15 protein-coding genes are annotated in these 11,609 nt (G+C 67.8%); 4 read left to right on the top strand and 11 right to left on the bottom strand.

Annotated features, from left to right (window positions below):
* Positions 1 to 3 precede the first annotated feature (3 nt).
* From A3CU_RS0118120 to A3CU_RS0118075, 10 genes are all read right to left on the bottom strand, one after another.
* Positions 4 to 366 (bottom strand): group I truncated hemoglobin, encoded by a 363-nt coding sequence (locus A3CU_RS0118120; RefSeq protein ID WP_027943514.1) that lies wholly within the window; start codon positions 364 to 366, stop codon positions 4 to 6.
* Positions 350 to 1,000 carry a DivIVA domain-containing protein gene (locus tag A3CU_RS45300; RefSeq protein WP_052371838.1) on the bottom strand — a complete coding sequence of 217 codons (651 nt, stop codon included), beginning with the start codon at positions 998 to 1,000 and terminating at the stop codon, positions 350 to 352. The genes A3CU_RS0118120 and A3CU_RS45300 overlap by 17 nt, the downstream gene beginning before the upstream one ends.
* A 12-nt stretch (positions 1,001 to 1,012) precedes the next feature.
* Entirely contained in the window at positions 1,013 to 2,161 is a 1,149-nt protein-coding gene (locus A3CU_RS0118110; protein ID WP_027943513.1) for a globin domain-containing protein, read from the bottom strand.
* Positions 2,162 to 2,494: 333 nt separating this feature from the next.
* Positions 2,495 to 3,574 carry a pyrroloquinoline quinone biosynthesis protein PqqE gene (gene pqqE, locus A3CU_RS0118105; protein ID WP_027943512.1) on the bottom strand — a complete coding sequence of 360 codons (1,080 nt, stop codon included), beginning with the start codon at positions 3,572 to 3,574 and terminating at the stop codon, positions 2,495 to 2,497.
* Positions 3,567 to 3,794, bottom strand: a complete 228-nt coding sequence (pqqD, locus tag A3CU_RS0118100; protein WP_245617167.1) for a pyrroloquinoline quinone biosynthesis peptide chaperone PqqD — start codon at positions 3,792 to 3,794, stop codon at positions 3,567 to 3,569. The genes pqqE and pqqD overlap by 8 nt, the downstream gene beginning before the upstream one ends.
* Positions 3,795 to 3,874: 80 nt before the next feature.
* Complete coding sequence (gene pqqC / locus A3CU_RS0118095; protein WP_052371836.1) at positions 3,875 to 4,591, bottom strand: pyrroloquinoline-quinone synthase PqqC; 717 nt, start codon at positions 4,589 to 4,591, stop codon at positions 3,875 to 3,877.
* A gap of 77 nt (positions 4,592 to 4,668) precedes the next feature.
* The gene (gene pqqA, locus A3CU_RS54505) at positions 4,669 to 4,779 is read right to left on the bottom strand and encodes a pyrroloquinoline quinone precursor peptide PqqA (protein WP_027943509.1); all 111 of its coding nucleotides are present in this window, start codon (positions 4,777 to 4,779) and stop codon (positions 4,669 to 4,671) included.
* Between the two features lie 38 nt (positions 4,780 to 4,817).
* Positions 4,818 to 6,497 carry a PQQ-dependent dehydrogenase, methanol/ethanol family gene (locus A3CU_RS0118085; RefSeq protein ID WP_027943508.1) on the bottom strand — a complete coding sequence of 560 codons (1,680 nt, stop codon included), beginning with the start codon at positions 6,495 to 6,497 and terminating at the stop codon, positions 4,818 to 4,820.
* 167 nt (positions 6,498 to 6,664) lie between these two features.
* Entirely contained in the window at positions 6,665 to 7,123 is a 459-nt protein-coding gene (locus A3CU_RS0118080) for an MSMEG_3727 family PQQ-associated protein (protein WP_027943507.1), read from the bottom strand.
* Positions 7,124 to 7,439: 316 nt separating this feature from the next.
* Positions 7,440 to 8,030 (bottom strand): TetR/AcrR family transcriptional regulator, encoded by a 591-nt coding sequence (locus A3CU_RS0118075; RefSeq protein WP_211246449.1) that lies wholly within the window; start codon positions 8,028 to 8,030, stop codon positions 7,440 to 7,442.
* Between the two features lie 76 nt (positions 8,031 to 8,106).
* Between A3CU_RS0118075 and A3CU_RS49855 the strand changes: the two genes are divergently transcribed.
* The 3 genes from A3CU_RS49855 to A3CU_RS0118060 are packed head-to-tail and all read left to right on the top strand — an operon-like array spanning position 8,107 to position 10,385.
* Positions 8,107 to 8,574, top strand: a complete 468-nt coding sequence (locus A3CU_RS49855) for an SRPBCC domain-containing protein (protein ID WP_052371835.1) — start codon at positions 8,107 to 8,109, stop codon at positions 8,572 to 8,574.
* A gap of 33 nt (positions 8,575 to 8,607) precedes the next feature.
* Positions 8,608 to 9,129 (top strand): ArsR/SmtB family transcription factor, encoded by a 522-nt coding sequence (locus A3CU_RS0118065; protein ID WP_027943505.1) that lies wholly within the window; start codon positions 8,608 to 8,610, stop codon positions 9,127 to 9,129.
* Positions 9,126 to 10,385 (top strand): MFS transporter, encoded by a 1,260-nt coding sequence (locus A3CU_RS0118060; RefSeq protein WP_027943504.1) that lies wholly within the window; start codon positions 9,126 to 9,128, stop codon positions 10,383 to 10,385. The genes A3CU_RS0118065 and A3CU_RS0118060 overlap by 4 nt, the downstream gene beginning before the upstream one ends.
* Positions 10,386 to 10,403: 18 nt before the next feature.
* On the opposite strand, the gene A3CU_RS0118055 is transcribed toward A3CU_RS0118060, so the two are convergent.
* Complete coding sequence (locus A3CU_RS0118055) at positions 10,404 to 10,796, bottom strand: hypothetical protein (protein WP_027943503.1); 393 nt, start codon at positions 10,794 to 10,796, stop codon at positions 10,404 to 10,406.
* A 101-nt stretch (positions 10,797 to 10,897) separates the two neighbouring features.
* Between A3CU_RS0118055 and A3CU_RS49850 the strand changes: the two genes are divergently transcribed.
* Positions 10,898 to 11,551 carry an MBL fold metallo-hydrolase gene (locus tag A3CU_RS49850; RefSeq protein ID WP_052371834.1) on the top strand — a complete coding sequence of 218 codons (654 nt, stop codon included), beginning with the start codon at positions 10,898 to 10,900 and terminating at the stop codon, positions 11,549 to 11,551.
* The last annotated feature ends 58 nt before the right edge of the window (positions 11,552 to 11,609 follow it).

Raw genomic sequence — 11,609 nt, 5'->3', positions numbered from 1 at the left:
GTTTCAGCCGCCGAGGGCGACGATGTCCTTCGACAACGGGGCGATGGCTCCGATGATCTCCTTCACCGTCTGGTCCGTAACGCCCGCGTCGAGCAGCGAGTCGGACAGCAGTTCGGCGACCCGGTCGAAGGCCGGCTGGTCGATGCCCATGCCACGGTGGACGTCCTTCATGCTCTGGCCACCGTAATGGTCGGGGCCACCGAGCGCGGCGGCGAAGAACTCCACCTGCCTGCCCTTGAGTCTGCTCATGTTCGAACCGGTGAAGTAACCCGCCAGGCCGGGGTCGGCCAACACGCGGTCGTAGAAGTCGTCGACGACCGTAACCAGGGCCTCCTGACCGCCGATCTCCTCATAGATGCTGGTCATATCCGCCTTTCCATTGTTGGTTGAACTCTTCGGGCATGCGCGCGAGCTTGTCGACCTCCTGCGCGAAGGCGTCCGAGGCGGCGTGAAGCTGAACCTGCACCGCGTGACAGAACGCACGCAGCCAGGCCATGCGCCGCTCGAACTCCTCGACGCTCGCGGCGTGGTCGGTACCGGCCTCAGCGCGGTAGGTCTGCACCGCCTCCTGCGCCGCCGCTTCGGCTCGTTGCCGCGCCTCCTCCAGCAGGGCGCCGGCCTGGCGGCGGGCGTCGCCGGTGAGGCGACGGCAATGCGCCTCGGCCTGTGCGATGTAGGCCTCGGCCTGCACCTGCGCTTCGGACAGCATGTTCACCGCGGTGACGTCCACGTGCTGCCGCTTCGGGGCCGCCTGGTCGACGTTCTCGCCACGCTGGCGGTACCAGTCGCGCAGCCGCTCGACCTCGGCGCGCAGCCGCGCGTTCTCGGCCTCCCCGGCCGCGATCTCCTCGGCGAGCCGGCGCTGGAACAGTTCGACCTCGCTGGGGTCGACACCGCGCCGGCCGAGCGGTGACTTGCTGAAGGTGATGCTGCGGACCTGTTCCGGAGTGAGGACCCGCCGGAACCCGGGCGTCCGTTGGTCGTTGGCCTGCAGTGTCATGCTGGGTAGTCCTTATCCCCTCTTCAGAACGCTGACCACGTTCTCCCTCAAGCCTCCGTAGCCGGAGAACTCCTCGAAATGGACGCGATCGGCGCCGATGCCGGCCGCAGCCAACATTTCCCGGGTGTCCGCCACCATCACCGGTGAACCACAGACGTAGATCTCCTGGTCGGGCCATGGCCCGTGGTTCAGCGCGACTTCGCCGACGGGACCGCGCGGACCGGTGAAGCGGTGATCCTCGGAAACCGCCGGGATCACGCGCAGCCGGGGGAGCGCCCGCGCGAAGGCGTGGAGGGAGGGCATGTCGTACAACTCGTTGGCGCCGCGCGCGCCGACGAACAGGTGGACGTACCGGTTCACGCCTTCCTCCGCCACCTGGCCCAGCAACGCCTTCAGCGGGGCCAGACCGGTACCGCCGGCGATGAGCACGATGTCCTGCTTGTGGTTCAGGGTCAACTGGTCGCCGACCGGCGCGCCGAGGCGGAGCACGTCACCGACCGCGACGGCCTGGACCAGCGCGGAGCTGACCGCCCCGCCGTCGATCATCCGGACGTGCAGTTCGACGATCCCGTCGTCGCGGGCGGTGTTCGCGGGCGAGTAGTAGCGCCACATCCGTGGCCGCAGGTGGGTTTCCACGGACACGCTCTGCCCTGGCAGGTAGCTGATCGGCCGGTCGGTGCGCAGGGTGAGCACCGCGACCTCCGCGGTCCGCCGCTCGTGCCGGACGACCTCGGCGTTCCACCACGGGGGCGTGGACTGTGTGCTCTCCTGCGCCGCCTTGATCATCACGTCGGACACCAGGCCGTAGGCCGCCGTCCAATCGGCCTCCAGTTCCGGCGTCCATTCGTCGCCGAGGAAATGCGACAACGTGGCGATCAGCGCCTGACCCACCGCCGGATAATGCTCCGGGGTCACCGCGAATTTCCGGTGGTCCCGGCCGAGTTGCCGCAGGAACGGAATTGCCTGCTCCAAATCGTCGACCTTCGCCACGACCTGGCCGAGCGCGCCGACGAGCTTGTCCCGCTGGGCCGACATGCCGGCCGGAAACATTTCGCGTAGTGGCGGGTGGGTCAGAAACAGGGTGGAATAGAAGAACAGCGGGACCTGACCACCGTATCTGAGCACGTGGTTCCAGCTCCGCTTGAGGCGTGCCGTGTCCACCGCTCAGCGCGCTCCCCGCCCTGAGCAGGGACTCCAACCGCGCGGCACCCACATGACGAGACTTCCTCTCTCTTCCTGGAAGACAATTTCGCGCGACGAACACCAAACGCCCTACTGGACTATTCCAGTAGTCCGTTTGGCCTAATCAACCCGTCGGCTCCGGCCGAGCTTAATTCTTTCGTGATGTGCACTCAAGTGTTTGGCGACATCGAGAAAAATTCACCAGCAGAGGGCCCGACATGGCCACAACCAACACCTACACTGGGTAAGACCAGAAATACCAGAGCGTAGTTTACGCGGATTATACAAGAATTGTAACAAAGATCACGATCTTCACCGGTGAGGCCGGGGAACGAGCTGTCGTTCGCGCGGACTGCCCGCCTCGTTGGCCGCCCGAACCACCTCGGCCACCAGGTCGTGGTCGGGCGAAAGGTGACACACCGGATCGGTTCGGGCGGCGTCGCCGGTCAGGTGGAACGCCTGGCAGCGGCACCCGCCGAAGTCGATTTCGCGGCGCGGGCAACTCCGGCAGGGCTCTGGCATCCAGTCCGTGCCGCGGAACCGCTGGAAGATCGCCGATTCCGTCCAGATCCGGGCCAAGGATTCCGTGCGCACGTTCGCCCGCGGCAGCGGAAGGGTGTGCGCCGCGGGACAAGGCAGAACGTCGCCGGTGGGCGTCACGGTGAGCTGTCGCCTCCCCCAGCCGCCCATGCAAGGCTTGGGATACTTGCCGTAATAGTCCGGGAGAATGTAGACGATCTCCATCCGGTCCGACAGACGGGCGCGGGCCGCGCGCACGACGGACTCCGCCCGGTCGAGCTGGTCCTTGCCGGGCAACAGCGCGTCGCGGTTGAGCCACGCCCAGCCGTAGTACTGGGTGTTGGCCAGTTCCACGCGGTCGGCCTGCAGGTCTTCGGCGAGCCCCAGTATTTCCGCCACCCGGTCGATGTTGTACCGGTGCAGGACGACGTTGAGGGTGAACGTCCAGTCCAGTTCCTTCACCAGCCGAGCCGCCTCGATCTTGCGCGCGAAGGACCGGGTGCCCGCGATCCGGTCGGAGACCGTCGGCTCGTCGGACTGGATGCTGATCTGGACATGGTCGAGACCGGCGGCCTTCAGCTGCTCGGCCCGGCGCCGGGAAAGGCCCAGCGCGCTGGTGACGAGATTGGAGTACATGCCGAGTTCGTTGGCACGACGCACAATCGTCACCAGGTCGCGGCGCAGGAGCGGTTCACCGCCCGACAGGTGAAGCTGCCACACACCCAGTTCGTGCGCCTCGCCCAGGACCCGCTCCCAGTCCGCTGTGGACAGTTCGTCCCGGTAGCCGGCGAGGTTGAGCGGGTTGGAACAGTACACACAGGACAGTGGGCAACCGTAGGTGAGTTCCGCCAGCAACCCGAAGGGTTTATCCATGGCTGATCTCCACGTACCGCTTGCCGGCGAGGCCGGCGAGAAACTGCCGCACCTCGTCGTCGACCACCCGATTGTATCGTTCCCGCAATTCCGCCACGATGTCGCCGACCGTCCGCCGGCCGTCGCACAGGCCCAGCACGTCCGCGCCGGTCCGGTTCAGCACCACGACCGACTCCGGCCCCAGCAGGATGTGACGCGCCCGGGCCCGATCGAATCTCAACCGGACATGCGACGCGAGGCCGGGATGCCCCGACCAGGGCACCGCTTGGTCCAAACTCACTTCATCCGCGGACACGGCGCTCATTCCGGATAGGCGCGGTCGATGGCGTCCAGCATGCTCCAGAGCACGTCACACTTGAACGACAAGGCCGCGACGGCGCGCTCCTGCTCCTCCATCGACCGGCATTGCCCCGTCACCACCTCCAGGGCGTATTCGGCGTCCCGCGGAGCCTGGTCCAATCGCGACCGGAAGTACGACAGGGCTTCGGCGTCGACCCATGGGTAGAAACGCTCGAACGCGGCGATGCGTTCGGACATCGCCTCCGGCGCGAACAGTTCCGTCAACGAGGACGCGACGGCCTCCACCCACGGCCGGGTGCGGGCGAACATCACGTACGCATCGACGGCGAACCGCACGCCCGGGACGACATGCCGTTCGTCGAGAACTTCCGCACGCGTCAACCCCACCGCCTCGCCCAGGCGCAACCAGGCTTCGATCCCGCCCTCGGCGCCGGTGGTGCCGTCGTGGTCGAGGATGCGGCCGATCCACCGCCGGCGTACCTCGCGGTCGGGACAGTTGGCCAGGACGGCCGCGTCCTTGCGCGGGAGGTTTTCCTGATAGTAGAAGCGGTTGGCCACCCAGCCCCGGATCTGGCGACGGCTGAGCTGTCCGTTGTTCATACGGACATGAAACGGATGCCGGTCGTGATAACGCCGCGACCGGGCTCGCAGGGCGGCGACGAACGCGTCGGTACCGAGCAGCGTCGCCGCGGTTCTGTACCCGTATCTCCCAGCCATCCGCTTCCCAGCTCCACGGCCGCTTGCACCGGCGCCGAGAGGAGCGCGCGCCCCCGCTCGGCGCCGGAGAGAAGGCACTAGTCCTCGAGCCGGGCAACGTACATCGTCACCTCGGGCGCGCACTCGATTTCCTCGAACTCGGGGCGCTCCCATTCAGCAGGAAGAGACCGAACGGCGACATCGTCCACGACTGTCACCTCCTCTCTGCCGGTCCCCGTGGTCGGAGCTACTCCGGAAGGGCGAAGGCGAACAGCGCGTCGCCGTGCTGGCCGCCCAGCATGCCGGGCGCGAACCCTTCGACCCACGAGCCCCATCCGACCGGTACGGCGATGTACTGCCGCCCGTCGACGGTGTAGGTCGTCGGGTTGCTGTGGTTCCCGCTTCCCGTCTGGAACTGCCACAACAGCTCGCCGGTTCGCGCGTTGAACGCGTTGAACTCGCCGGAGGGCTCACCCACGAAGGTGAGGTCACCAGCCGTAGTCAGCACCGACGACGAGATCGGCCAGTTGCTTTCCCAGCGCCACGCCTCCTTGCCGGTGACGTCGAACGCCTTCAGGAATCCGCGCACGTCCTCGACGTCCACGTTCACGCTGGCGCCCCAGTAGGGGATGCTCTCCTTGAACTGCCGGCGCCGCCGCGTGACCTCTGCCCCGACGTCCTGCACCGGTACGTAGAACAGCTCCGTCCGCGGGTTGTAGGCCGCGTGGCACCATTCCTTCGCCCCGGCGGGCCCCGGCCAGAAGTGGACCGGCTCGCCTTCCTTGTCGGGGTAGACCTTCGGCGTGACCTTGCCGTCCGGGGTGATCTCGCCCCACGTGATGCGTTCGCCGAACGGGAACACGCGGACCAACGCACCGTTCGTCCGGTCAAGGATGAAGCAGTACCCGTTCTTGTCGAAGTGGGCCAACAGCTTCTGGTCACCCTGATCGAACAGGATGCACTCCATGGTGGAGTCGTAGTCCCACAGGTCGTGGGGCGTGCACTGGTAGTGCCACCGCATTTCGCCGGTGTCGACGTCGATGGCGACCACGCTGTCCGTGTAGAGGTTGTCGCCAGGGCGCACCTCGCCGTCGAAGTCGGGCCCCGGGTTCCCGGTACCGCAGTACAGCAGGTTCGTCTCCGGGTCGAACGTGCTCGTGATCCAGCAGTTGCCGCCACCCCGCGCCCATGCCTCGCCGTCGGAGGGCCAAGTCTCCGAGCCCGGCTCGCCCGGCTTCGGCACCATGTAGGTGCGCCAGACGCGCTCGCCGGTTTCGAGCTTGAACGCGTCGAGGTGCCCGCGCACCCCGAACTCCCCGCCGGAGCTGCCGACGATGACCATGTCCTTGACGATCAGGGGCGCGACCGTGGCGCTCTCGCCGGCGCGCACGTCACCATAGGTGGTGTCCCAGACGGCCCGTCCCGTCGTGGCGTCGAGCGCGAGCACGTGGGCGTTCAAGGTGACGACGAAGACCTTGCCCTGCGCGACCGCGACCCCACGGTTCACGTTGCCGCAGCACAGCGACGTGTCGAACGGGATCGCGTGCTTGTAGATCCACAGGTTCTGCCCGGTCCTGGCGTCGATGGCCCAGACCCAGCCGTCCCAGCCCGAGACGTACATGACGCCGTCCACCGCGACCGGGGCGGCCTCGAACGCGTACGTCGAGGGCCCCGCGTGCAGGCCCGAGGCGCCGAACTGGAACACCCAGGCCGGTACGAGACGCTTGGCGTTCTCCGTGTTGATCTGATCGAGCGTGCTGTACCGCTGCCCGTCGTAGGCGCCGTAGTAAGTGAGCCAGTTGTGCGGCTCCGCGCGAGCCCGCAGGATGCGGTCATACGTGACGCTCTCGGCCACCGCGGGCGCGCTTCCCACCGCGGCGCTCAGCTCCGAGAAGTTGATGGGGCGCGCCTGTACATATTCCGTCATCTGCCGCTGCTCCTCTCTCTTGCCTCACACGCCGGCGGGCTTGAACCGCGCTCAATGCCTCTGGCCGCCTGAGATGCGGTGCCGGTCGCGCGTCTCTGTTGCCTCACACGCCGGCGGGCTTGAACCGCGCTCAATGCCTGGCCGGCTGAGATGCGGTGCCGGTCCGGCTACGGGCGCGGCTGGTCCGGCCGGTCGAGGCGCGCCTGGCTGGGCGCGTCGCCGCGCACGACGATGGCGCCGATCAGGCCGCGGCCCTCGTCGTTGCCGATGTTGGAGCTGAACCAGTAGTAGCCCGGACCGTCGAGATTGAGGGTGACCGTTCCTCGCGAATAGACCGGCAGCCACATCCACTTGTTGTCACCGTTGCTCGGCAAGTGCGCGCAGTGCGTGTTCGTGTCGTCATTGACGAGCGTCAGTTCGAGGTCACCGCCGCGGGGCATCACGAGAATCGACGGATCCCAGGCGAGTTCGTCGGGCGGGATCCGGACTTCGGCCCGCATGCGCCCGTCGACCTCCTCGGCCTGCCGGATGTTGCCGGTCGCGAGCACCCGCCCGAGCGACCCCTTGTTCTGGACGTCCAAGCCGAACTCGTGCAGCGTGTCGGGACGCTCCTTCGCGGTCGTCATCCGATTTCCACCTCCCGGACCGATATCTTTACTCCGGACGAATAGTGAACCGCAGCACAGCGTAATCAGTCCACAATTTATCGTCACCAATCAGCCCTCGGTGGGCCTTTCCTTCATGATTCCACGGTTACGAAGATCCCGCAGCACTCCCGGGTTCACCGATTTCCCGCGAACCCGAAACCTTCCGCACCCGCGCGGACATCCTTCGTATCGACCGTCCAACATCGACAGTAGGTCCGTCCACCGCATTGTTTATCGTGACCGGAATGTCACCGGCGCCCGGCCGGCCAATCGAAGATGCCAACAATTTTCGAACTCAGTTGCGGGCATCGATGATCAGCCGGCCGAGATGGGTTTGATAGAGGGCACGCAGATCGATGTCGCCGGGGTCCAGGCGCCACAGGATCAGCGCACCCTCCTGGAAGGCGAGGATCTCGGCGGCCACGGCCTCCGGGTCGGGGCAGTTGGCGAGTTCGCCGGTGCGGATGGCGGTGCGCAGGATGTTCGCCATGGCGCGACGGAGCTGCCGGCTGCGCTGGAGGAAGCGGTCACGAACTTCGTTGCCGGGGTCGGCCGCGAGGTGCTCCGCCTGCAAGGTCGCGTGCAGCGTGGCGAGATGGATATGGCGCCGCATGTGTTCGGCGTTGTCCAGCAAGGCGTCGATCAGCCCGCGGACACCCTTGCCGACGTACTGCGACAGCCGTTCGGCGGAGCGGGCATCGTGCTCGTCCAGGACCGCGCGCAGGAGCCCTTCCTTGCTGCCGAAGTGGTGAATGACCGCGGACGGCGTGATACCTGCCCGCTGGGCGATCGCCGCCAGGCCGGTGCCCCGGTAGCCCTGCCGGCCGAACAGGTCGATGGCCGCATCGATGATCAAGCGCCGGCGCTGCTCGCCGCGCTTCTGCACTTGTCCCTTGATCCCAGCGATGGAGCCAGTTTATTCGGGCGCGTTCCCCGGCCGCGCGCCATTATCCTGAACGACCATGCAGGAAAACAGCTTGCGGATACGCGTCGCAGCCGCCATCGCCGCGACTCCTGAACAGGTCTGGCGCGTGTTGATCGATGTGCCCCGCTACCGCCGGTGGCACCCCACGCTGGAATTGCTCGACGGTCCACCCGCTGGCCACCTGGCACCGGGTGCCGTCCTCCGCTGGCGAACCAACCAGGGCACACCCACCGAGCGGGAGTTCGACGTCACCGTCACCGAAGTGACCGAGCCGCTGACGCTGGCCTGGGAAGGGGGTGACCCCGGGATCTTCTTCGGCCGCCACAGCTTCACCGTCGTCCCGGAGGGCGACGGGACCCGGCTGGTCGACGAAGAGGTCTTCAGCGGAGCGATGGCGCAAACCCTTCTCGCCGAGCACCGCACGGCCCTGGAAGCCGAGTACCACGCAGGCGCGGTGGCTTTGAAGGCGGTAGTGGAGCAGCAGAACCCCCAAAGAACTATTTGACAGTCGGATCGATCTTGCCGCAGAATCGCCGCCGTGACGAACCACGATGAGCGGCTACGCGGCCTGCGGGCCATCGCGCACCCGCTGCGGCTGCGGATCCTGTCGCTGTTGACCGGAGCGGCGATGAGCGCCGCGGAGGCGGCTCGCGAACTCGGGGAAACCCAGGCCAACGTCAGCTACCACCTGCGCAAGCTCCACGAGGCGGGCTTGTTGCGGATCGCCGAGGAGGTCTCGATCCGCGGCGGACAGGCCAAGCGGTACCGCCACGACCCGGACAGCGGTGAACGCATCACCGGTGACGGCGAGGACCACGTCATGCTGGCCGCGGCCCTCGGCGACGAACTCCGCAGGCGCACCGCACTGCGGCAGCTCGGTGCCCCGGGAGCCATGACGGACGCCGAGGTGTGGGTGAGCCCCGAAGCCTGGCAGGCCGCCCTGCACCACGTCCGGCAGGTGAGCGAGCTGCTGCACGAGGGCGCCAAGCCGCCGCGAACCCCGGGCACGGTCCGGGTGAGCGCCACGATCTCCCTGTTTCAGCTGGATTCGCGGCGATGACCGCGGACACCGGCGAGCTACCGGCACGAACCGGTCTGCTGGCCCCGCTGCGGCACCGGGAGTTCCGCTGGCTGGCGGCCGGCCGGGTGGCAAGCTATCTGGGCAACGCCGTCGCGCCCGTCGCGCTCGCGTTCGCGGTGCTGGATCTCACCGGTTCACTGGTTGACCTCGGCATCGTGGTCGGCGCCCGCTCCGCCGCGATGGTGGTGTTGCTGTTGTTCGGCGGTGTGCTCGCCGACCGGCTGCCCCGCCCGGTGATCCTGCAGGGCGCGAGCGCGGCCGCGGCGGCCAGCCAGGTCGCCATCGCGGTTTCCGTGCTCGCCGGGTTCGCCTCGGTCCCGCTGCTCGTCGCGATGAACGTCGTCAACGGCGCGGTCTCGGCGGCATCCTTGCCCGCCGCGTCCGCGCTGACCCCGCAAACCGTGCCGGCGGGCCTGCTTCGCCCGGCGAACGCGGTGGCCCGGCTGGGCACGAACATGGCGAGCGTCGCCGGGGCGCCGCTCGGCGGGCTGCTGAGCGCACTGGTGGGCTCCGGTTGGGCGATCGTGTTGACCAGCGGCGCCTTCGCGCTGGCCACCGCGTGCTACCACCGAATCCGGCCGGGAAACCGCACGACGGCACGCAGCGGGCCGTCCACCCCGACCCTGACCGCCCTGCGGGACGGCTGGCGGGAATTCGTCAGCCGCCCCTGGGTGTGGGTCGTCGTGCTGCAGTTCATGGTCGTCAACGCGGTCGAGACCGGGTGCGTCCAGGTCCTCGGGCCGAGCATCGCCGACCGCACCTTCGGCCGCACCGCCTGGGGTTTGGTGCTCGCCGCCCAGACCGTGGGCGCGGCCGTCGGCGGTGTGCTCGCGTCGCGTTGGCGACCCCGGCGCGCGCTGTGCTTCGGTGTCGCGTTCACCGTCGCCGTGGCGTTGCCGTTGATCGCGATGGCCGAGGCGCCCACGATGGTCGTGTTGATCGCCGCGATGTTCACCACGGGCGTCGCGCTGGAACAGTTCGCCATCGCGTGGGATGTGTCGCTGCAGCACCACATTCCCGAGGACAAGCTGGCGAAGGTCTACTCGTACGACGCGATCGGTTCCCTGGTCGCGATGCCGATCGGGGAGATCGCGATCGGCCCCGTCGCCACGATGCTGGACGTCTCGACAACCTTGAACATCGGCGCGGCACTCATCGTGGCCGCCACCGTCGCCGCGCTGTGCAGCCGCAGCGTCCGCAACCTCACCGAAGACGCCCCGGCGGCCCCTTCGTGATCACGTCGCGGTGTCTGCTCAGAACTCGTCGGTGCCGGCGAGTTCCCGCTCGAACGCGTCGGCCGCTGCGGCGGTCGACGCGAGGGCGCGTTCGAATCCGTCCTGAGCATGCGAAGCGGTCAGCTGCACCGTGTGCCTGATCAGCGCGACGCCGTCGACCACGACCGCACCGCCGCCGCTCGCCCCGCCGGTGAGCTCGAGCAACCGCCGCAGGTCGATCTTGTCGGCCCAGCCGACCGGCGACGAGATCTCCGCCCACTCCGCACCATCGTGGTCGGGCAGGTGGTGCACCGCGACCTGCTGCGTGCGGCCGTCCTCGGTACCCAGCCGGAAGCGCAGCCAGTCGTCCCGCTCCTCCAGCACCTCGTACCGGATGCGTACGTAGTTGATCACGTCGGCCCAGATGGTCACCCTCGCCGCCTCTCGCCTGCCGTCACGGCGTCAGCTTAGCCAGTCCCGCCCGGCGCCCGGCGACATCGTCGTCAACCGCGCGACGGCAACGGAAGGAAAACATGGAAATCGATTTCATGTCCGACGCGCCTCGTCCCGGTGACCTGGGCATCCGGTGGATCCATGGTTCGCCGTCAGCCCGGCGTAACACCGACCCGCCGATCCAGGTCCACGCCTACGACCCACACACGTTCGTGCTGTGCCAGAACAAGGCGGTCCATTTCGAAGCACCCTTCCTGTACCTGTTCTTCGGAAACGAGCGCGCCCTGCTGCTCGACACCGGGGCAACCGCCGACCCGGATCGGTTTCCGCTGCGGGCGACTGTCGACACGCTGCTCGGCGAGTGGCTGGCCTCGAACCGTCGTTACGCATACGAACTCGTCGTCGCCCACACACACGCTCACGGCGATCACGTCGCCGGTGACGCCCAGTTCGACGGCCACCCCGCCACCATCGTGATGCCACCCGATACGGTGGCGGATCTCAGGGCAGTCCGTGACGCCGCGGTGTCGGTCGCCGCCCGGCCCGGCGTCCATGTCTTCGACGAGTTCATCATTTTCCACGGCCGGTGCCGTAGTGCTCGGCGGCGGCACTTCGCCCGGCTTCTTCGGAGCAGGCTGCGAAACGGGCTCGTCGGTTTGCGTTGGCGGAGTGATTCGGCCTCGATCTCGGTGAACCGTCGTCCTGTCGCTCCAAGCCAGAACTCGCCTGCCTGAACCGGGAACATGGTCGCCTGGACCGGGGACACACCGGGCAGAGGCGGTGAATGTCAAG

The organism is Amycolatopsis taiwanensis DSM 45107, assembly GCF_000519205.1.
Classification (GTDB): Bacteria; Actinomycetota; Actinomycetes; order Mycobacteriales; family Pseudonocardiaceae; genus Amycolatopsis_E; species Amycolatopsis_E taiwanensis.
This window is presented reverse-complemented; position numbering and strand designations above follow the sequence as displayed.